A 20,846-nucleotide genomic window follows, 5' to 3' on the forward strand; every position below is an offset into this window, starting at 1 on the left:
CCCCCCTCTGACAGAGAACCCAGCCCGAACCTTTTCGCACTACATCCCCAAGGGACCGCCGGTAATTCCGATAATGTGATCCGAGGTCAACCCTGTAGCGTCGAGCAGAAGGATCTCGAAATCCAGCTCTGTTTCACTGCTGTCAATTGCTCCGATGAACAGGCCGTCATCGTGTTCATCAATGAAGAGAGTGATGTCGAAGAACGTGGCGCCATTGGCTGGTGTCAGTTCAAAGTCGCCATCGTCGAGGGAAATACCGATATAGGCATCCCCTGAGGTGAGAGAGCTGAAGTCGATCTGATCCTGCGTATCGTCGAAGTCTGTGATCACGTCCAGGAAGTCGTCCCCGGCACTGGCGTCATCGAAACTGCTGAAGACAAACACATCCGCATCCGCACCGCCGCTGAGGATATCGGTTCCCACTCCGCCGGTCAGTGTATCGGCGCCGTCTCCCCCAGCCAGCACGTCATCGCCCGCGCCGCCATCAAGCTGATCGGCCCCGTCGCCGCCATCCAGCAGATCGCTGTCATCGCCGCCCTCCAGCGTGTCCTGGCCGGACTCGCCGGTCAGGATGTCCTGGCCTGCGCCGCCGCTCAGGCTGTCTGCTCCGGTTCCGCCGAACAGATCATCGTCCCCGTCATCCCCGAACAGCTGGTCATCGTCGCCGCTGCCATACAGGGTATCGTTTCCAGCCTTGCCGTACAGCATGTCATCGCCGTCGTCGCCGCGCAGCACGTCATTGCCGAAACCGCCCCGCAGCACGTCCTCGCCAAACCCGCCTTTCAGCGTGTCATCCCCCAAGTTGCCCCGCAGCGTGTCATCACCCTCGCCGCCTCTCAGCAGGTCGTTCCCGCCGCCACCGGCCAGTTCGTCGGCTTCTGCGTCGCCATCCAAGATGTCACTGCCGTCACCGCCTTCCAGCGTGTCCGCCCCGTCACCGCCCCCCAGCACATCGGCATCCTCACCGCCGTCAAGCGCGTCGTTACCCGCGCCGCCGCTCAGCGTGTCTGCGCCTTCGCCGCCTTCCAGCGTGTCAGCACCGTCATTGCCCTCCAGCACGTCGGCATCGTCACCGCCATCAAGCGCGTCGTTTCCTGCGCCACCGCTCAGAGTGTCTTCATCTTCTCCGCCCACCAGCGTGTCAGCACCGTCGCCGCCCTCCAGCACGTCGTCGTCATCACCGCCATCAAGCGCGTCGTTGCCCGTACCGCCGCTCAGCGTGTCCTCACCTTCGCCGCCTCTGAGCACATCATTCCCGCCGCCGCCGCTGAGGCTGTCGTCGCCGTCGTCACCGCTGAGCGTATCGGCGCTGCCGCCGCCAAACAGATCATCGCTGTCCCGCCCCCCGAAGAGGGTGTCGCTGCCGCTGCCGCCAGCCAGGGTGTCGGTGCCAAACCCTCCGTACAGGAGGTCCGCCCCGGATTCGCCAAAGACCGCATCAGCACCGTCGTTGCCGGAAAGAGTGTCATCCGACAGGCCGCCCTTCAGGGTGTCATCGCCAGTGCCGCCGCCAGCCACATCGGCGTCCTCACCGCCCCACAAGGCATCCGCACCGTCACCGCCTGCCAGCGTGTCGGACGCGTCACCGCCAAACAGCTGATCGCTGCCGGTTCCCCCGGTCAGGGAGTCAGCGCCGGTTCCGCCTGCCAGAGTGTCCGCACCTGAACCGCCGTTCAGCGTGTCTGCACCGCTGCCGCCGTACAGCTCATCACTGCCCGCTCCGCCATGCAATGTATCCGCACCGCTATTGCCATTCAGCAGGTCATGGCCGCTGTTGCCCCAAAGCAGATCCGCACCGGTCAGACCGTTGAGAGTATCGTTCCCGTCGGATCCGTTGAATGTGTCGTTCCCGCCGTAAAACAGCGCAAGGAACTCGTCCGTGGTAATGTCAGGGTCTGAAACAACGCTGCTGGCTTCCAGTTCCAGACCTGTCACCTCATACACCAGCTCCGTGGTGCTGCCGGTCTGATACTGGTGGTAGGATTCGATTGTGCCGGTAACCGTGAAACTGTTGTCCGAGCCAACAATCATCTGGAATTCTGCACCCTGCGCCGACCTGTACTCTGCACGAAAGCCGTCCTCCCCGGTAAACAGGATGGTCTCGCCCGAGACAAAGAATTCGGCTTCGATTTCGGTGCCGATAGCAAAGGGTTCGTAAAATGTAATCGTCGCCATCGCGGCCTCATCAAGAAAAATGCAGATGTTTCGCTTGTGCCCGGGTCAAATTCTCGGCTCACCGGGGCTTTGCCTTTAAAAGGAAACTGACGGCAGGTCTCCAACCGCTCCGGGAAAATTTATCTCAGTTCTCCAGCGCTCTCCAGACCGCCTCGCCAGCTGAAGCCTTCCTGCAAGCATTAGATACAAAAATGGCACGCGGGGCCAGAGGCCCCGCCGTCGGTTCTGTTTCCCGCGCCGCCTGCCGCAAACACCGGATGCGCTGCAAAAGGCAGCCTGGTGGCACGTCCAGGGATCAGCAAGACCGGCAGAACGCTCCGCGCCCGAAGCCCAATGAACGGCACAGCTCCCGGCAGATACGGCGGCTCGCAACTTTGCAGCAGCAGCGTCCTGCGCATTCCGGATACTGCAGGCCGCCAGTTCAATGGCTCTGTATTCAATAAAAACGGCGGGCGCCCGGAGAGAGCGCCCGCCGCAGTATTCGGGAGATCAGCTCACAGCAGCCAGGTTTTCACCAGCGCGCCATCGTACATCATGCCGCCGCCCGGATCGTTCTCCCAGCCGCCGACCTGTTCGCTGACGCCATCGATGAAGTCGTTGAACATCGGGATGATGGCGCCGCCCTCGTCGCGCACCATAAGGCCCATCTCGCGGTAGAGCGCGGTGCGCTTGGCGGTGTCGAGCTCTCCCTTGGCCTGCAGCAGCAGCGCGTCGAAATCTTCCCTTTTGAACCGGGTGTCGTTCCAGTCGGCATCGGATTTGTAGGCGGTGGAGAACATCTGGTCCTGCACCGGGCGCCCGCCCCAGTAGGAGGCGCAGAAGGGGTCCTTGTTCCAGACCTCGGACCAGTAGCCGTCGCTGGGCACCCGCTCGATCTGCAGCGGGATGCCGGCCTTGGCCGCGCTTTGCTGAAACAGCGCGGCGGCATCCACTGCACCGGGGAAGGCGTTGTCGGACACTTTCAGGACAACCGGGCCGTCATGGCCGGACTTCTGATAGTAGTGGCGGGCCTGATCCGGGTCATAGCTGCGCTGTTCGATATCGCCGGAGAACAGCGGATAGGCGGCGTTGATCGGCATGTCGTTGCCCACGCTGCCATAGCCGCGCAGCACCTTGTCGACCATCTCCTGCCGGTCCACCGCAAGTTTCAGCGCCATCCGCAGGTCGTTGGAGGCAAAGGGCGCGGTGTCGCAATGCATGAGAAAGCAGTAGTGGCCGCGGCCCGAAATGCTCTCGATCCGCAGGCCGGGTGCGCGGCCCAGAAGATTGGCGATTTTTGGCGACACCCGGTTGATGAAATGCACCTGACCGCTTTGCAGTGCGGCGGTGCGGGCGGTGTCGTCGTTCAGCACCAGGATCTCGATCTCATCGGCGTGGCCGCGGTCCGCGTCCCAGTAGTTCGCGAATTTCTTGAAGGCATGGCGGGCGCCAGGCTCGTTGACCTCAACCGTGTAGGGGCCTGTGCCAATGCCCGCAGCGGGCGCATCCATACCGCCACCCGGCTGCACCACCAGGTGATAATCCGCCATCAGATAGGGCAGGTCCGCATTCGGCGTTTCCAGGGTGACGCTGAAGTAATCGCCATCCGCCTTCATCGACTCGATGCCGCGCATGATGCCCAGGGCGCCGGACTGGCTGTCCTCGTTGGAGTGGCGCTGCATGGTCTTCAGCACGTCCTCCGGTGTCAGTGTCTTGCCGTTGTGGAACTCCACCCCTTGGCGGATCTTGAAGGTCCAGGTCTTGGCGTCGGCGCTGGCCTCAACCGTTTCCGCCAGGCGCGGCACGATTTCGCCCTGCGGGCTGACTTCGACCAAAAGATCGCCATAGGCGGTCAGCACGTTGTTGGCGACCGAACTGGCTGCCAGGGCCGGATCCAGGCTGTCGGTGCTGGCGCCGCCCTGCAGGCCGGACCGGATCAGCCCGCCTTTCTTCGGGCCTTCGGCCCGAGCGGCAGAGGCCAGCAGGCTGTTGGCGCTGGCGGCGGCAACCCCCAGCGCGCCGAGGCGGCCGATGAATTCGCGGCGGGTCATGAAGCCTTTGACCGCCCGTTCCACGTAGTGGCTGATGATGTCGGACATATTGTTTCCCTGCTGGCTGCACCACGCCCCGGACAGGGCAATACAGCCTGTTGCTGTTCAAACGCCCCGTCTGGGGCAGGCCAGGATGTGGTGGCAGAAAATGGTTTTGCCCGCTACGTCCATTTTGGTTAAATGATGCAAACCAATTTAGGAGGCCGCCGGTGCCGGAGCAGACCAAGCATTTTGCCCCGCTGCCGTTTTTGCAGCTGGACCGCACATCGGCCACGCCGCTTTATCTGCAACTGGTCCAGCAGTTGCGGCGGATGATCCGGGACGGCGGCATCAAACCCGGACAGAAACTGCCGTCGACCCGCTGGCTGAAGGAGCATCACGGCATTGCCCGCAGCACCCTGGTTGCTGCTTTCGAACAACTGGCCAGTGAAGGCTACCTGCAAAGCTGCACCGGCTCCGGCACCTTCGTGAACCCGGAATTTCCCGGCCTGCATCCCGGCAGCGGTATTGCTGCGGAAGCGCCGCAACCGCCGCGGCTGTCGCAGCGCGGCAGGGCGGCTGCAGAGGGGCTGGATCCCTCCTATTTCAATCCGGTCCGGGTGCGCCCGTTCCTCGCTAATATTCCGGCCATCGACCTGTTTCCGCACAAGGTCTGGGGCCGCATCGAAAACCGCATCCGCAACCGGCTGGACAGCAGCATGATGGCCTATGGCCAGCCAGGCGGCTACGGGCCGCTGCGCGAGGCGATCTGCGACCATGTGCTGAACCGGCGCGGCCTGAAATGCAGCCCCGCTCAGGTGATTGTCACCAACGGCTCGCAGCAGTCCTTGAACCTGATTGCCGCGCTGCTGCTCGACCCCGGCGGCAGGGTGCTGATGGAGGATCCCTCCAGCCCGGTGGTGCGGCTGAGCTTTCAGGCCCAAGGCGGAACCGTCGTGCCGGTCCGGGTAACGGAAACCGGCGCCGCAGTTCCGCAGGACGGCCCGCAGACCGATGGCGCGCGGCTGGCCTATCTGACCCCCTCCTGCCAGTACCCGCTGGGTGCGGTGATGCCGATTGCGCAGCGGCTGGAGTGGATGGACTGGGCCCGCCGCAAGGATGCCTGGCTGATCGAGGACGATCTGGACAATGAGTTCATGTTCGGCGGCCGGCCCGATCCGGCGATCTATTGCGACGACCATCAGGGCCGCACGATCTATGTCTCCAGCTTCAACAACGCGCTGTTCCCGTCGCTGCGGCTGGGATTCATCATCGCGCCCCCGGCGCTGGCCCGGCCGCTGATGGCGCTGAGCGCGATCACCGACCGCGGCCCCAATACCTGGCTGCAGGCGGTGCTGGCAGAGTTCATCAGCCAGGGCCACCTGAGCACCCACATGCGCCGCATGCACAGCGCCTATGTCCGCCGCCGCAGGGCGATGATCAGCAGTTTTGACCGCATCGCCAGCCCGCATGTGTCGCTGCGCCAGAACACCAGCGGCCTGCGGGTGATTGCCGATCTGCCGCCGGGCACCCGGGACATGGATGTTCTGGACAGGCTGGACGCAGCCGGGCTGTCTGCCTATGCGCTGTCCTATTACTGCATGCAGCGGCAGGACTTGAACGGGCTGCTGCTTGGATTCGGCTGCACCCACGAAGATGGCATTCCTGCAGCCGTTGAGAAACTTTGCTCCCTGTTTGATCCGGGGGATTGATGACGCGATCCTTCCGCATGAATGGAAGGCGGCGCTATCTTGGTCCTCACGGAAAGCAGATCACCCGTCGAGGCCAGGCATGCCCCAGGTCTCTGCCATACTGCGCCAGCCCAGATACAGCAAAGGCGCCCGCTGGGCGCCTTTCATGCAGTTCCTGGCGGGAACGGGTGAATGATTTACAGCCTCAGTGGGTCCAGGGGCTGCGGCGGTTGGTGGCGAAATTGTCGCCGTAGCCGCCCGGGCGGATATTGGCCTTGCGCTCCTTTGGCTCCACAATCACTGCGTCGATGCCATGATCCTCGGCGTATTCCACCGCGGCTTCCTTGCTGTCGAACCGCAGTTTCACCTGCACCTGGGTATCAGCGGAGGACGTCCAGCCCATCAGCGGGTCCACTTCACGGGCCGAGGCAGGCGCAAACTCCAGCACCCATTTCCGCGTCTTGGCCATGCCGGATGTCATGGCGTTGCGTGCCGGCCGGTAAATCCGCGCTTGCATGGGCTGTCTCCCGCTCCTGAGTCTCAAATCCAGCGCTTTTATGCGCCGGATGCGGGCCTGCGGCAAGGTGGCATTTTGAACAGGGTTATCCGGGCTTTGCAGCGCTGCCACAGGCCTACCGCGCAAGCATCCCCAGATAGGATTGCCGCGTGGCCAGAAACGCCATCAGCCGCGCCGGGTAGCCCTCCGGCGGCGCCTCGCTCACCGACGGCCGGGCCGCAATCGCCGCACGCCAGTCCGCCATCCGGCCCTGTGCCGGCATCAGCCCAAAGTCCCCAATCGCATCGAAGGTATCAAAGTAACGGAAAATGGTGCCCCAGACCCCGTCCACCATGTGGAAACTGTCCCCGGCAAAATACGGCCCCGCCACCTCCGGCGCGATCCGCTCCAGCCGTTCGCGCAGGGTCTCCGCCGCCTCAGCAAACGCCGCCTCATCCGGTGCATTATAGAGCTTCCCGATGGCCGCCAGCGTGTCCGAGCCGTATTCAATCCAAGCCCGGTGCCGCGCCCGCTCCAGTGCGTCGGCAGGATGCAAGGAGCCGGGTGTCGTCTCATCCAGATATTCCGCAATCACCTGGCTTTCAAACAGCACCCTCCCGCCGGTCTCCAGCAGCGGCACCCGGCCGGTCGGCGACAGCGCCCGGAACCAGTCCGGTTTGCCTGCCAGGTCGATATAGGTGCGCCGGTGCGGAATGGATTTCTCGCTCAGCACAATCACCGCCCGCTGCACATAGGGGCACAGGTGGTGGCTGATCAGATGCAGGTCGCTCATGGGCTTCTCCAATTAGATGCAGTTGCATGTATATCAGATGGGCAACCACCCTTGAATGTCAATGCACTTGCATCTAAATTCCCGCCATGACCGAGTCCGCCCCCGATCCCTTTGCCGTCTGGCTGCCGCTGGCACGCGCGCACAAGACCATCCTCACCGCGGTGGAGGCCGCATTGAAACAGGCGGGGCTGCCCGGCCTCGACTGGTACGATCTGCTGTGGGAGCTGGAATGCGCAGGCGATGCGGGCCTGCGTCCCTATGAGCTGCAGGAGAAGCTGCTGCTGCCGCAATACGGTGTCTCACGGCTGGCGGAGCGGCTGGCCAAGTCTGGATATCTCACCCGGCAGGACTGCAGCGGCGATGGCCGCGGCCAGGTGCTGCTGCTCACCGCCGAAGGCGCCGAAACCCGCGCGCAGATCTGGGCGGTTTACTCGGACACCATGCAGCAGACCGTCACCCCGCATTTCAGCCCGGGCGAGGCGCGGCGGCTGGCAGACCTGCTCGGAAAGCTGCTGCGCCCCTTGCCTGCTGACAAAATCTGACACCATATCCCGGATTGCGGCCTCCGCCCCCTTGCACAGGAACAAAAACAGACCAAAATCGGCGCCGTTCTAAGGAGTCGCCTGATGCCCTACGCCCATTCCGACAAAACCATGCCGATGATGACACAGCGCGCGCCGCAGCAGCGGCCCAAGCTGGAGGGCGGCAAGCGGTTTGTCATGAACACCACTTTCGACCCCGCAGGCGACCAGCCCACCGCGATCAAGGAACTGTCCGAGGGCGTGCTGGACGGCGAGCGCAACCAGGTGCTGTTGGGCGCCACCGGCACCGGCAAGACCTTCACCATGGCCAAGGTGATCGAGGAAACCCAGCGCCCGGCCATCATCCTTGCCCCCAACAAGACGCTGGCGGCGCAATTGTACGGCGAATTCAAGGGCTTCTTCCCGGAGAACTCGGTCGAATACTTCGTCTCCTTCTACGACTACTACCAGCCGGAGGCCTATGTGCCGCGCTCCGACACCTATATCGAGAAGGAAAGCCAGATCAACGAGCAGATCGACCGGATGCGCCACTCCGCCACCCGCGCCCTCTTGGAACGCGACGACGTGATCATCATCGCGTCTGTGTCCTGCATCTACGGCATCGGCTCGGTCGAAACCTACTCCGCCATGACCCAGGACCTGAAAGCAGGCGAAATGTACGACCAGCGCCAGATCATGGGTGATCTGGTCGCCCAGCAGTACAAGCGCAACGACCAGGCCTTCCAGCGCGGCTCCTTCCGGGTCCGAGGCGACACTCTGGAAATCTTCCCCGCCCACCTGGAGGACCGCGCCTGGAAGCTCTCCTTCTTCGGCGAGGAGCTGGAGCAGATCACTGAGTTTGACCCGCTCACCGGCGAAAAGACCGGCACCTTCGACCAGATCCGCGTCTATGCGAACTCCCACTATGTGACGCCGAAGCCGACCCTCAACCAGGCCATCATCTCCATCAAGCAGGAGCTGAAGATGCGGCTGGCCCAGCTGGAGGGCGACGGCAAACTCTTGGAAGCGCAGCGGCTGGAACAGCGCTGCAACTTCGACCTCGAAATGCTGGAGGCCACCGGCCACTGCAACGGCATCGAGAACTACTCCCGCTACCTTACGGGCCGCGCCCCGGGCGAGCCGCCCCCGACCCTGTTCGAATTCATCCCCGACAACGCCATCGTCTTTGCCGACGAAAGCCACGTCTCCGTCCCGCAGATCGGCGGCATGTACAAGGGCGACCACCGGCGCAAGTTCACCCTTGCGGAACACGGCTTCCGCCTGCCGTCGTGCATGGACAACCGCCCGCTGAAGTTCGAGGAATGGGACGCCATGCGCCCGCAGTCGGTGTTTGTCTCCGCCACCCCGGCGGCCTGGGAGATTGAGCAATCCGGCGGCGTCTTTGCCGAACAGGTGATCCGTCCCACCGGCCTCCTGGACCCGGAGGTCGAAATCCGCCCCGTGGACATGCAGGTGGACGATCTGCTGGACGAGGTGCGCAAAGTCACCGCCAACGGCTTCCGCACCCTGGTCACCACGCTGACCAAACGCATGGCCGAGGACCTGACCGAATACCTGCACGAACAGGGTATCAAGGTCCGCTACATGCACTCCGACATCGACACGCTGGAACGGATCGAGATCCTGCGCGACCTGCGCCTCGGCGCCTTTGACGTGCTGATTGGCATCAACCTCCTGCGCGAGGGGCTCGACATCCCCGAATGCGGCCTCGTCGCCATTCTGGACGCCGACAAGGAAGGCTTCCTGCGCTCCGAGACCTCGCTGATCCAGACCATCGGCCGCGCCGCGCGGAACGCCGACGGCCGCGTCATCATGTATGCCGACAAGATCACCGGCTCGATGGAGCGCGCCCTGGGCGAAACCAACCGCCGCCGCGAAAAGCAGATCGCCTACAACCTCGAGCACGGCATCACGCCGGAAACCGTCAAGAAAAACGTCGAGGATGTTCTGGCCGGCCTCTACGAGGGCGATGTGGACATGAACCGCGTCACCGCCCAGATTGATAAACCGATGCACGGCGCCAACCTGGAGGCGCATCTGAACGGCCTGCGCGACCAGATGCGCAAGGCGGCGGAGAACCTGGAGTTCGAAGAAGCCGCCCGCCTGCGCGACGAGGTCAAACGGCTGGAGGCGGTGGACCTCGCCATCTCCGACGACCCGCTGGCCCGGCAATCGGCGGTGGAGGCGGCCTCGGAGGCGGCGGTCAAATCGCGGGGGCGGTCAACCGCGGGCAAGGCCGGGACGCGGGCCTATAGGGGCAAGTCGCAAAATAGAGCATAAACCTCTCCTAAATCGCTGCCGCCTCATTCTTCTGCAATTTTGAGCGGAACAAGTAACTAGCGTTTGGTAAAACTTCCATCCCAGATACTGTATCTGGATGACATTGAGATAACCTTCCACATTCTATCTCCTCCCTTGTCGCCAAGCAGTAGTTTAGGTTCGACTGATTACTCTGCTCTGAAAATAGATGTTGCAGCTCCTTTAAACAAATGTCCGAACTTGGTGCGAAAACTTCCAGGCGGCGGTATTGAGGAAAACTCAAAGAGTGAGGAGTATACGGACCTTCATGAACCGCTCTTATCCGCCGGAAACGAAGATTCGCAAGGGCGCGCTGAATGCGCTCATTCATTTCAGCCTCACCCGTTTCCTCTTCGATTTCACGCCTTAGCGCATCCGTGGCACTTTCCCTATCTCTCTCTTCGTTCAGCCATAATAATAATGGGCCTAAATTTTCTCCAGGAATCCATCCCCTTAAATCATCTTTCAAATCTTGATCGACAGCCGCCTTCCTTTCCAATTCAAAATCCAAATGATCCAACACCGGCGCTGCACTTGGGAAGTGCTTAATTACTCCCCCTAGAGGGCAGAAGTAACCAGGCCTATGCCTATTTCGCACAAGAAGGAACTTGTTGTTTATCTCTATTCTTGCCAGCGCCGCAATAGAAACTCGCAAGCTCTTACCGCGGTAAATTTGACTTTTTAGGAATGGACCCACATGATCTGAGTGCTTTATCAGAATCTTAACACCCGCCATTATTGGGTTTTTCAAATATTTTACTTCCATCTAAATCTCGCACCAAAAGTATCAGGTTGAGCCCATACCATCAATCACCCTACTCGAAAAGAAAAACCTCACCTTCCTTTGACCAAGAACTTGCCTCAGTTTAGCGAAGAGGTTTTTAAATAGTCGTTATTTCAACATCCCCTTGTACCGAGCTAAGAACAGCTCGCTTGGGCCAAAGAAACTCTTCCTAAAATACCCCACAATTGATCAACCAACCATCTATCAACAAACAAGGTTTCGCAGAGAAACACCTTTTCATTCACACCCGCGTCGCACCGCCGCGCCCCCGCCCCAAGCCACAAAAAAACCCTCCGGAAACTCCGGAGGGGGACCACTCGTCACCACACAGCCTAAATCAGTTGTCGGCGGCGGTCTCGGTGCCGGCATCTTCCGGCGGGGTCACCTCGATGCCGGGCACGGTGATCTCGGCGTCCTTCATCTCCACGTCGACATCCGGCACCTTTACGGTGGCGGATTCCCCGGTCAGCTCGACCGATCCGACCTCGGCATCGAATTCCGGCAGGTTGCCGCCCTCGACACTCACATCCACATCCGGCAGGCGGGCCTCTTCGGTCTGGTCGACGTCGATCATGTAGAAAGCGGCGGCAATGGCGATAACGGCGGCCACTCCGATGGCAACGGCAGATCCGGTCTTCATGGGTTTTCCCTCTCGATTACCTGGCACCACAACGGTGCGTCGCAGGGATAACGGCCCGGGGGCGCAAAGGGTTCCCAAGAGATTTCCGCCGGTTCCGCCCCAGCCTTGCCGCCCCCCTTGCCCGACTCACCCCATCGGGCGCAAACTGTCAGGCACCAGAAACCTGCGCGCCCCGGCTTGCCGCTTGCCGCGCCCGGATCTGATGCCGCCGCCCGATCAGTGAGCCAGCAGGCTCCCGCGGCGCCCATGACCTGCGCCACCAGCGGCCGGGGTCCCGCCCCAGACAGGAGGACCCTTCGATGATTGCCTCACGCCTGAAACATCATCTGGAAGCACAGGGCCTGCCCTTTGCCACCGTCCGCCACCCCTATACCGCCACCGCGTCCGAATGCGCCGAAGCCGCCCATGTGCCGGGCGGCCATCTGGCCAAATCGGTGCTCATTCACATGGAGGAAGGCCCCTTCCTGGCGGTGATCCCCTCTGACCAGAAGGTCGATCTGCACAAGCTGCAGTCGATGGTCGACCGCCGCCTGGGCCTGGCGCCGGAGATTGAGCTCGATCAAGTCTTTGACGATTGCGACCCGGGCGCGGCGCCTTGCGTCGGCGCGGCCTATATGGTGCCCACGGTGATCGACGACAGCCTCACCGGGCTCGACAAGGTCTGGTTCGAGGCCGGCGATCACAAGACGCTGGTGGAGATGAAGGGCGCCGATTTCGACGCCCTGATGAAGGACGCCAAACACGGCTCCTTCTGCACCATGCACTGATGCCTGCGGCCAGCCGCCCCCGTGATTCCGGGGCGGCCCGGCTGGCGGCGGTCAGAAGTCGAACAGATCTTCCAGGAAGTTCTTCGATTTCTTCTTGAAGGACTTCTTTTCGTACTTCTTGTCATACTTCCGGCCATCTTCCCGGCCGTACTCCCGGCTGCGGTCGTCATAGCGCTGCGGCTGCGGCACTGGCTGCACGGGCTGGGCAGAGCGTTCGATGATCTTGTCCAATTCGCCCCGGTCCAGCCACACCCCGCGGCAGCGCGGGCAATAGTCGATCTCCACTCCGGCACGGTCGGACATGACAAGTTCGGTTCCGTCAATCGGGCACTGCATTCGCGTCTCCTTGCACAACTCCAGCCTTTCACGTGGGAACCGCTCAGCCGCGGCGCAAGACAACAGGGGCGTAAAAACCCGCAATTTGCGGCTTTCCGCCCGTTTCCAGACAGCTGACGCATGGTAAGCTGCCCCAAACCACGGAGGCTTACATGAGCAGCAAAACCATCCTCGCCGGGCTTCTGGCCCTGATCCTCTCCTGCGTGCCGGCCTTGGCGGACGGCGGCGGCGGCGGCGGCAGCCGGGACGGGATGGACAGCGGCGGCGGCCAGCGCAGCGGCCTCAGCTCCAAGGCCACCCAGGCAGTTGTAAAAACCCTGACCAGCGGCTTTGAGCGCTGCGGCACCCTGCCCCAGGTCTACAAATTCGATTGCTACCGCCACACCTACAAGCTGGCAGCGCAGCGGCTGAACGGCAACCAGGCCTATGCCGAGGCCTACAAGGCGCTGGTGCTGGTCGAGGAAACCCTGACCACAGCCGTCAAGCAGAACCTGGACCCGGCGCAGAAACCCAAGCGCAAGGGTCTGAACCTTTACCGCGCGGTCAAGCCGGCGGCGGTGCCGCAGATCAAGCGGCAGACGGAATCGGCGATGAAAAAGGCCGAGACCATCCTGCTGCGCTCGCCGTCAAACAAGCAAGAACACTACACCCGCATCGCCCAGGCGGTGAACTCGAACAAGGTTCTGCTGCGCTCTGCCCTGCTGCCCGGCGGCATGATCCGGCTGGCCTGGAGCCTGCTGAAAGTGGCGGTTCCGGCTTAAGGCAAGCGCGCTTCAGCGCACCACATGCACGGCACAGGCCGCGTGGCGCACCACGTGGCCTGAGGTCGATCCCCAGATCAGGTCCTGCATCGCCGGACGGTGCGAGGCGAGGATGATCAGGTCAGGCTGGTTCTGCTCTGCATAGTCCAGGATGGTGCGGCCGGAGTGGCCCTCCACCAGCACGCCTTCGGCATCGGGCAGGGTCTTGGCCAGCCCGTCCAGTTCCGCCTGCAGCGCGGTACGGGTGTCCTCCATAAAGTCCGCCGGGATATAGGAAATCGCATAGGCCGGCACCTGTTCGATCACATGCAGCAGCGTCACTTTGGCCCCCGGCGCCGACAGCAGCCGCGCCACCTTGAGCGGCCCAGTCACGTCGCGCTCCGGGTCAAATGAGATCGGCACCAGAATATTGTGATACATGTCTGTTCTCCCTTCTTTGCCAGTCTACACCCTTTTTCCGCCCGGCGCGTTGACCATGATCATCCGCGGCGTGCAGAGCCCAGGCTTGTCCGCAACGCCCCAGACCGCATAAGGTTCCAGTCATGGGCCCGCCCGGCGGTGCGCTGAGATAGTCTTTGAAAGGGACCCGGATGATTTTGAAATCCCTCTCCGCCGGTTGTCTGGCCGTGGCCCTGGCCCTGCCCGCAGGCGCCAGCCCGTCAGTACCGCAGGGCAGCTACACCATCGCGATGTCGGACAGCGTCACCGCCAAGGCGGTGAAAGTGCTGACCAGCGGCAACGGCACCTGCCGCCAGCTGCCCTCCGCCTATCAGATCGACTGCTACCGGCAGTTCTACCGCCGCGCCGCAGCGGAGCTGAGCCGCTACCCGGACTACAAGGACGGACGCAAGGCGCTGAAGATGGTGGAGAGCACCCTGAACGCGGCGCTGAAGCAGTACCGGGACAGATCGGCGGCGCCTTTGCGCAGCGGCGGCCAGACGTTCAAGGCGATCAAGCCGGAGGGTTTGAGCCCGGCGGCCGAAGCCTTCCGGCGCGCCCGGGCTGATGCGGTGACCATCCTGCTGCGTTCCCAAGGGCCGATCAAGGTGCACTACGAGCGCATCGCCGCGGTGGTGGATTCGGCCAAGGTCATCATCCGCTCCGGGCTGATGACCCTGCGCCGGTTTATCTAGGGTCAGGCAGCCCACCGCCTGACCCGGGCCGGGGCCTCAGGCCCCGAACACTTCGGCGACGTCATACATCACCGGCTCGAAGCTGCGGCACAGCTCGTTGATCTTGCGGTTGCGCTCGCGCATCTCCGGGCTGCGCAGCATCGCCATGAAATCCTCGCGGCGGCGCCATTGCGAGTAGTTGGCGATCCGGGTCTGCGCATCGTTCACATGCAGGCCCGCTGCGATGAAGCCCGGCTGCTTGGAGATGAACTCGGCATAGGCGTCCTCAAGCGCCTCCAGCAGGTCCTGGCATGTCCCCGGCGTCATCTCGAATGTGGTGATAACGGTCTGGATGTCCGCGGTTTTTGCTATTTTCGGCATTGGCTCCTCCGTTGACTTGGGTCCAGCCTACGCCCGATCACGCGGAAAGCGCACGACATTTTTTACGGAACACCCCAGGGCAGCGACCATTGCGGTTAATACAACCTTAACCATAACGCCAAACCCTTGAGGAACTCGTGATGAGGCCCAGGGATGAGAACTGCCTATGCCGCCTGTCTTGCCGTGCTGCTGGCCCCGCCGGCGGCTGGCGGCGCTTGGCTGGAGGCGCCGGGCAAGGGCTTTGCCGCGGCCAGCGCCACCTACCGGCAGACCGACAGCGGCGCACTGCATGAGCTGGGTTATTACGGCACTTACGGGATCACGCCGAAGCTGACGCTGGGGGTGGATCTGAACCAGAATGCGGATATCTCCGGGCACGCGATGATCTTCGCACGGATGCCGCTGCGCGCGGGGGAAAGGTACAGGCTTGCGGTTGAGGCCGGCTTCGGCGGCAATCATTACCGCGGCCAATGGGCCTTGATGCAGAGAACGACCCTGTCCTACGGGCGCGGGTTCCAAACCGGCAAAACCAGCGGCTGGCTGGCCATAGATGCCGCCTATGAATTGCGCAACAGCGGTCTGGCGGCAGCCTGGAAATTTGATGCCACCCTGGGGCTGAACCGCCCCGGCAAACCTGCACCGATGCTGCAGATTGAGACCTACAAGCCGGAAGGCGGCCAGTTTTCCTATACGCTGACGCCGTCGCTGCGCTATCCGCTGCCTGCCGGGCGCGAGCTGATCCTGGGGTTGGAGCACCGCAGCGCGGGCGGCGGCAGTCTTGGCCTGAAGCTGGGGCTGTGGCAGAAATTCTGAACCCTTTCCCAGGACAGAAAGCGCGATATGGCCGATGTGATCCGCCCCACCGATGATGAAGCCCGCGCACTGGCGCGCGGCCTGATGGAAACCGCCCGCTTTGCTGCGCTTGGCGTGCTGCTGGAGGGTGGCCAGCCGCTGGTGACGCGGGTGGCCTTCGGGCTGGACCCGGACGGATGCCCGGTCAGCCTGGTCTCGGACCTGGCGCAGCACACCGGAGCACTGCGGCAGCACCCGGCCTGTTCGCTGCTGGTGGGGGAGCCGGGCGCCAAGGGGGATGCGCTGACCCACCCGCGCCTCAGCCTGCTGGCAGAGGCGGCGTTTGTGCCCCGCAGCGATCCGGCGCATGAGGCGCTGGCGGAAGCCTATCTGCGCCATCAGCCCAAGGCCAAGCTGTACCTGCAGTTTGCCGATTTCAGCTTTGTCCGCTTTCGTGTCACGGCGGCGCATCTGAACGGCGGCTTCGGCAAGGCCTTCCGCCTTGCCGCTGCTGATCTGCTGCCCGGCCGCTGACATCAGCTGTCCATCCGCATCAGCACCTGCACCTCGCCCTTGACCGCCTCCTGCCAGCGCAGGCGGATTTCGTCGTTGTTCGATCCCTGCAGCACGTCGGCATAGGGCGCGAGGTAACGGATGCTGTTGCCGCTGGTGCGCAGCGCCCCCTGCGCCACCACGCTGTCGACAAAGCGCGCATAGCCCCGGAACGGCAGCTCCCCGTCTGAATCCACGGTCCAGGACGACGACGCCGAGGACTGGTCATGCAGCACCCGCAGCGGATTGGCGGAATGAGCGGTGACGTTGTGGTACATGTTGCCGGTGACCACCACGTTCTTGGACCGGCTGAAGTCGAGATCGGCAAAGCTGGTGTCGACCCGTTCCGCCCGGTCGATACTGCCATTGGTGGAACGGAACTTGTTGCCGGTGATCGAGACGCCGTTGAGGAAGTTGCCGCTGCCGTAGGGTTTCACCACGATGTAGCTGAACCAGGGCGCGACATCGCCGGACAGGAACACATTGGCGTTGATCGACAGCGCGCTGAAGGAGAAGCCGCCGGTGTAGTCCGGGGTGGGGTCGCGTTCGTTGGTCCATTCGATGAAGCAATTGTCGACATAGTTGTCGGACACGGTGGAGGTGCAGTTGTTGGAGGTCAGCACCAGCCCCGCGGTGCGCACCCCGTTCGGCACGCTGTCGCCCTGAAAGAAATGGTTGCCGGTCACTGTGTTGTTGCTGCCGCCCAGGATCGCGAAGTGGCGGAAGCGGGTGGCACGGTTGCTGCGCAGCTTGGCGTCGTTGTTGTTGACGTTGAGCCCGATGCTGACCCGCTGCGAGACATCCAGCGGGTCCTCGTCCGACAGGAACTGGCAGTTGTCGACCAGGATGCCCTGGCAGCCGGTGCCGATGGAAGTGATGCCGCGGTCCTTGGGGCGGGAGATGAAACAGCTGTCGATCGAGGTGACGGATCCCGCGGGCGACAGCCGCAGGGCGCTGCAGCGGCCGTTGCACTGGAACTCGATATCCTGCAGCCCGAACTTGCTGAGCGAGCTGAAACCGCTGAAATCCACCAGGTACTTGAAATCTCGGAAGGTGAAACTCTGGGTCCCCTCAGCATCATAAAGCGCCCCGCTGAGGGTCAGCTCGCCGGCCCCGGTGTTCTTGGATTTCACATAGATCTCGCGGCCCACGCCCGCGCCCTCAACCAGCGATCCGACGGCGATGTTGGCGATATTGGACACATTGGTCAGCTTCTTGGAATCCGACGCGCTGTAGGTCGCCTGCGAGGTCACAACATCCGTGTCCCAGGCGGAACTGCTGGCGGCCTCCAGCTGGCCGTTGCGGATGACGCGGCGGGTTGCATAGGAGGATTTGTTCGGCACCGCTGCGGCCATGTCGATGGGGCCGGTGACGGTGATCTTGCGGCCCATCAGGTCGAGCGATTCATGGTCAGAGTTGTTGATCAGAGCCTGAAAGGCCTTCTTGAAGCCCAGTTCCTCATCCCCGAAGGCGGCGGCATAGGCCGGGAAGTTGTAGTTCTTGGTCAGCAGCAGCATGGCGCTGTCCGGCATCTCAAGCGTTCCTTCGAACACCGCTTCGTGGTTCAGCGACACGGTGCTGCCAAGGTAGTATTCGCCCGCAGGCACCAGGATGCGGCGGCCGTCTGCGGCGGCATCTGCGGCCTCGAACGCAGCCGCGCAGTCAAAGCTGCCGTTGCCGATGGCGCCGTAATCGGTCACGTCCACCACGTTCAGCATATCGCGCAGGAAGGCGCTGGTGATGTCGGTGATCTCGATATCATCAATCCGCACCACGCCGCCGTTGGCGCCGGTGAGGTCGAGGCCGAAGTGCCCGTAAGCCGCATTGCGGCCCCACGGCATATCCACGCCGCCGCGGCTGCCGCTGCCGACGATGCCGGTCACCTCCACCACCTCGCCATAAGTGCTGAGCGCGACCTGCGGAGCGGTTTCTGAAACGCCGCTGATGTGGCTGCCATTGCTTTGCGCCGCCCAGCCGGCCACGCGGACCGAGGGCAGCGCGCCGCTGACGGCTTTGATTCTCACTTTGATCTGCAGATAGCAGCCCGGCTCCAGAGGTGTCTGGCCCATGAAGCGCAGCTTCTGGGTGTTTTCGGTCTTCTGCATCTCCAGGCAGCCGCCGAAATCCGCGTCCGCCGCCACAAAGACCGCATTGGCGGCGCCGTCATAGGTGTCAGAGCCGGGGGTGCCGTCGCCGCTGGACCAGACATTCAGACCTTCCGCAAAGGCGGGGGGCATCAGCTGCAGACCTTCGGTGATTGCCTTGTTCATGGAAGCTTCCTTTCCTGCTGCGCATGTCGCGTTCGGGGAAAAGGAAGTACAGAAAGGGCGTTAAATTCCGCCAAGCGGTGCGTACGCTGCCCTGGGTTCAGACGCTGTCAGCCTGCCCTTTCAGCAGGTGTACCGCATTGATTTTCCATCCGCTTTCCAGATTAACCATTTGGTAATCCAAGAGGTGCACGGCGCCGCTTTGATCGGTGATCATCACCCGCTGCCACAGGCTGCCGGCCACCTCGCGCAGATCCAGATAACGCACCTCAGCCGGGCGCCAGACCATCGGATAGCCCTGCTGCACCATCTCGCCAAACCGCTCTGGCGTGCCGAAAATCCGCCGGATATTCGGGGAGGCGTAGGTGAACGCCGTCTCTGCATCATTGTTCAGGAAGGCCTCAAACTGAGAGCCGATCACGGATGTGACCGGCTCTTTCTGAGCTAATGCCGGAAAGGACAGAAGAAAAACACTTACCCCCGCAAACAGAACACTGCGCATCTGTCCCTCCCGGTCCGTTCCCTTAAGTTAGACCAGAGTGACGCAGCGTCAAAACATTTTTTGCGATTTGGTAATTTTCTTGCGCAGGGGAAGGCCGCAGGCGCGCTGTGCGCCGCATCGCTGAAACGAAAAGGGCGCGGAAAACCGCGCCCTGTCTCATTGTCCCTGAATGCAGGTTCAGGCCAGTTCGCCCGCCAGCGCCTTTTCGATCAGGGCGATGGTGTCCTCGACGCCGTAAAGCGCGATGAAACCGCCGAAACGCGGGCCCTGGGAGGCGCCCAGCAGCACCTCGTAGATCGCCGAGAACCAGGCACGCAGCGGTTCAAACCCGTGGATCTTGCCGATGGCAAAGACCACCGACTGCAGGAATTCCTCATCCGCGAAGTTGGCCTCGGGCAGCGGGTCGTCGTTGCCTGCAATTTCGTTCTTCTTGGCAATCGCAGCCAGTGCTGCGTCCGGTGATTTCAGCGCATCCGCCAGATCGCTGAGTGCTGCGCGCTCCTGATCGGTGGGCAGGCGGAATTCCTTTGCGGGTTTCACAAAGTCATTGAAATAGGCGACCGCAAAGCCCGCTGCCTGATCCATGCCCGGATGGGTGTCGGGGGTGGCGTTGGGGGCGTATTTGTTGATGAAGCCCCACATGGTTTCCTTGTCCTCGGCGCTGGAGGCGGAGGCCAGGTTCAGCAGCATCGAGAACGGCACCACCATGTCGGACTGCGGAACGTCGCCGCCGTGGATATGCCACACCGGGTTGTTCAGCTGCGCCTTCAGGTCCTGTGTGTGGTAGGCGCGCAGCTGCTGATGGTATTCGTCCACCGCCTTGGGGATCACGTCGAAGTGCATCCGCTTGGCGGTCTTGGGCTTCTGGTACATGAAATACGCCAGGCTCTCGGTCGAGGCATAGGTCAGCCATTCGTCGATCGAGATGCCGTTGCCGGAGGATTTGGAGATCTTCTGGCCGTTGGCATCGAGGAACAGCTCATAGGTGAAATGCTCCGGCGCGCGCTGGCCCAGCACCCGGCAGATTCCGTCGTAGATCGGCGTGTTGGTGGAATGGTCCTTGCCGTACATCTCGAAATCGACTTCCAGCGCGGCCCAGCGGGCGCCAAAGTCCGGCTTCCACTGCAGCTTCACGTTGCCGCCGGTCACCGGCAGGGTCCATTCCTTGCCGTCCTCATCGTCGAAGGTGATGGTATAGTTTTCCGCGTCCACCTTCTTCATCGGCACGTACAGAACGCGGCCGGTGTCCGGGTGGATCGGCAGGAAGATCGAATAGGTCTGGCGGCGCTCCTCGCGCAGGGACTTCAGCATGATCGCCATGATGTCGTCGTATTTCTCGACGGCGCGCTTCAGGATCTCGTCGAACTGGCCGGAGCCATAGAATTCGGTGGCCGAATAGAACTCATATTCGAACCCGAAGGTATCGAGGAAGCGGCGCAGCATGGCGTTGTTGTGGTGGCCAAAGCTCTCATGCGTGCCGAACGGGTCCGGCACCGAGGTGAGCGGCTTTTGCAGGTGCTCTGCCAGCGCCTCCTGGTTGGGGACGTTGCCCGGCACCTTGCGCATGCCATCGAGGTCATCGGAGAAGCAGATCAGCTTGGCCGGGATGTCCGAGATGGTCTCGAACGCCTTCTTGATCATGGTGGTGCGGGCGACCTCGCCGAAGGTGCCGATATGCGGCAGGCCCGACGGGCCATAGCCGGTTTCGAACAGCACATAGCCCTTCTCCGGCGCGCCCTTGGCATAACGTTTGAGAACCCGGCGGGCTTCTTCAAACGGCCAGGCTTTGCTCTTCAGAGCTTCTTCGCGCACATCAGACATTTGTGTTCTCCATCGGCGGCAGTTCTGTCAGCTATCGGGGTGCCGCGTGATCATCCCGGATGCCCCATGCACCCGGCCCTTCCCTCTATTGTGCCTGTGCAGCATGAGTCAATAATGGCAGCCCTGC

The 20,846-nt window shown here is 62.5% G+C and carries 20 protein-coding genes; 8 read left to right on the forward strand and 12 right to left on the reverse strand.

All coding sequences use genetic code 11. The annotated features are described in order from the left end of the window. Nucleotides 1-39: 39 nt before the first annotated feature. Entirely contained in the window at nucleotides 40-2,175 is a 2,136-nt protein-coding gene (locus RA25_RS23420) for a calcium-binding protein (protein WP_052254207.1), read from the reverse strand. Nucleotides 2,176-2,669: 494 nt separating this feature from the next. Further along, entirely contained in the window at nucleotides 2,670-4,253 is a 1,584-nt protein-coding gene (locus RA25_RS08760; protein WP_019296676.1) for an ABC transporter substrate-binding protein, read from the reverse strand. A gap of 161 nt (nucleotides 4,254-4,414) precedes the next feature. Here RA25_RS08760 and pdxR point away from each other — a divergent pair, with 161 nt between their 5' ends. After that, nucleotides 4,415-5,896, forward strand: a complete 1,482-nt coding sequence (gene pdxR, locus RA25_RS08765) for a MocR-like pyridoxine biosynthesis transcription factor PdxR (protein ID WP_052254208.1) — start codon at nucleotides 4,415-4,417, stop codon at nucleotides 5,894-5,896. Between the two features lie 184 nt (nucleotides 5,897-6,080). Here pdxR and RA25_RS08770 read toward each other — a convergent pair whose 3' ends face one another. After that, nucleotides 6,081-6,392 carry an ETC complex I subunit gene (locus RA25_RS08770; protein ID WP_039171584.1) on the reverse strand — a complete coding sequence of 104 codons (312 nt, stop codon included), beginning with the start codon at nucleotides 6,390-6,392 and terminating at the stop codon, nucleotides 6,081-6,083. A 115-nt stretch (nucleotides 6,393-6,507) separates the two neighbouring features. Continuing rightward, on the reverse strand, nucleotides 6,508-7,164 hold the full coding sequence (locus tag RA25_RS08775) for a glutathione S-transferase family protein (RefSeq protein ID WP_039171586.1): 657 nt from the start codon (nucleotides 7,162-7,164) through the stop codon (nucleotides 6,508-6,510). A gap of 86 nt (nucleotides 7,165-7,250) precedes the next feature. Here RA25_RS08775 and RA25_RS08780 point away from each other — a divergent pair, with 86 nt between their 5' ends. Further along, nucleotides 7,251-7,706, forward strand: coding sequence for a MarR family winged helix-turn-helix transcriptional regulator (locus RA25_RS08780; protein ID WP_039171588.1), 456 nt, complete (start codon nucleotides 7,251-7,253; stop codon nucleotides 7,704-7,706). 84 nt (nucleotides 7,707-7,790) lie between these two features. Then, on the forward strand, nucleotides 7,791-9,986 hold the full coding sequence (gene uvrB, locus RA25_RS08785; protein WP_039171590.1) for an excinuclease ABC subunit UvrB: 2,196 nt from the start codon (nucleotides 7,791-7,793) through the stop codon (nucleotides 9,984-9,986). A gap of 7 nt (nucleotides 9,987-9,993) precedes the next feature. On the opposite strand, the gene RA25_RS22690 is transcribed toward uvrB, so the two are convergent. After that, nucleotides 9,994-10,770: an SMODS-associated NUDIX domain-containing protein gene (locus RA25_RS22690; protein ID WP_152612178.1), complete on the reverse strand. Its 777-nt coding sequence runs from the start codon at nucleotides 10,768-10,770 to the stop codon at nucleotides 9,994-9,996. Between the two features lie 355 nt (nucleotides 10,771-11,125). Beyond that, the gene (locus RA25_RS08790) at nucleotides 11,126-11,428 is read right to left on the reverse strand and encodes a hypothetical protein (RefSeq protein ID WP_039171593.1); all 303 of its coding nucleotides are present in this window, start codon (nucleotides 11,426-11,428) and stop codon (nucleotides 11,126-11,128) included. Nucleotides 11,429-11,727: 299 nt separating this feature from the next. Here RA25_RS08790 and RA25_RS08795 point away from each other — a divergent pair, with 299 nt between their 5' ends. Next, a complete protein-coding gene (locus tag RA25_RS08795) occupies nucleotides 11,728-12,195 on the forward strand; it encodes an aminoacyl-tRNA deacylase (protein ID WP_039171595.1) in 468 nt (155 codons plus the stop codon). Between the two features lie 51 nt (nucleotides 12,196-12,246). Here RA25_RS08795 and RA25_RS08800 read toward each other — a convergent pair whose 3' ends face one another. After that, nucleotides 12,247-12,531 (reverse strand): TFIIB-type zinc ribbon-containing protein, encoded by a 285-nt coding sequence (locus tag RA25_RS08800; RefSeq protein WP_019296685.1) that lies wholly within the window; start codon nucleotides 12,529-12,531, stop codon nucleotides 12,247-12,249. A 152-nt stretch (nucleotides 12,532-12,683) separates the two neighbouring features. Between RA25_RS08800 and RA25_RS08805 the strand changes: the two genes are divergently transcribed. After that, nucleotides 12,684-13,292, forward strand: a complete 609-nt coding sequence (locus tag RA25_RS08805) for a hypothetical protein (protein WP_039171597.1) — start codon at nucleotides 12,684-12,686, stop codon at nucleotides 13,290-13,292. A gap of 12 nt (nucleotides 13,293-13,304) precedes the next feature. Here the strand turns inward: RA25_RS08805 and RA25_RS08810 are convergent, their stop codons facing one another. Continuing rightward, a complete protein-coding gene (locus tag RA25_RS08810) occupies nucleotides 13,305-13,712 on the reverse strand; it encodes a universal stress protein (protein WP_019296687.1) in 408 nt (135 codons plus the stop codon). Between the two features lie 170 nt (nucleotides 13,713-13,882). Between RA25_RS08810 and RA25_RS08815 the strand changes: the two genes are divergently transcribed. Beyond that, complete coding sequence (locus tag RA25_RS08815; protein WP_039171599.1) at nucleotides 13,883-14,425, forward strand: hypothetical protein; 543 nt, start codon at nucleotides 13,883-13,885, stop codon at nucleotides 14,423-14,425. A gap of 36 nt (nucleotides 14,426-14,461) precedes the next feature. On the opposite strand, the gene RA25_RS08820 is transcribed toward RA25_RS08815, so the two are convergent. Next, nucleotides 14,462-14,785: an antibiotic biosynthesis monooxygenase family protein gene (locus tag RA25_RS08820; RefSeq protein WP_039171601.1), complete on the reverse strand. Its 324-nt coding sequence runs from the start codon at nucleotides 14,783-14,785 to the stop codon at nucleotides 14,462-14,464. Between the two features lie 153 nt (nucleotides 14,786-14,938). On the opposite strand from RA25_RS08820, the gene RA25_RS08825 reads away from it, so the two are divergent. Together RA25_RS08825 and RA25_RS08830 are read left to right on the forward strand one after the other, a co-directional pair. After that, nucleotides 14,939-15,598, forward strand: coding sequence for a hypothetical protein (locus RA25_RS08825; protein WP_052254209.1), 660 nt, complete (start codon nucleotides 14,939-14,941; stop codon nucleotides 15,596-15,598). Nucleotides 15,599-15,625: 27 nt separating this feature from the next. Further along, a complete protein-coding gene (locus tag RA25_RS08830) occupies nucleotides 15,626-16,111 on the forward strand; it encodes a HugZ family pyridoxamine 5'-phosphate oxidase (RefSeq protein WP_039171603.1) in 486 nt (161 codons plus the stop codon). A 2-nt stretch (nucleotides 16,112-16,113) separates the two neighbouring features. Here the strand turns inward: RA25_RS08830 and RA25_RS08835 are convergent, their stop codons facing one another. The 3 genes from RA25_RS08835 to RA25_RS08845 form a co-directional block, all read right to left on the reverse strand. Continuing rightward, on the reverse strand, nucleotides 16,114-18,399 hold the full coding sequence (locus RA25_RS08835) for a hypothetical protein (RefSeq protein WP_039171605.1): 2,286 nt from the start codon (nucleotides 18,397-18,399) through the stop codon (nucleotides 16,114-16,116). Nucleotides 18,400-18,496: 97 nt separating this feature from the next. Then, the gene (locus RA25_RS08840) at nucleotides 18,497-18,898 is read right to left on the reverse strand and encodes a DUF4864 domain-containing protein (protein ID WP_039171607.1); all 402 of its coding nucleotides are present in this window, start codon (nucleotides 18,896-18,898) and stop codon (nucleotides 18,497-18,499) included. Nucleotides 18,899-19,075: 177 nt separating this feature from the next. Then, nucleotides 19,076-20,719, reverse strand: a complete 1,644-nt coding sequence (locus RA25_RS08845; RefSeq protein WP_039171610.1) for a lysine--tRNA ligase — start codon at nucleotides 20,717-20,719, stop codon at nucleotides 19,076-19,078. Nucleotides 20,720-20,846: the final 127 nt, after the last annotated feature.

Origin of the sequence: Leisingera sp. ANG-S5, from assembly GCF_000813925.1 — a bacterium.
Taxonomy (GTDB): domain Bacteria; phylum Pseudomonadota; class Alphaproteobacteria; order Rhodobacterales; family Rhodobacteraceae; genus Leisingera.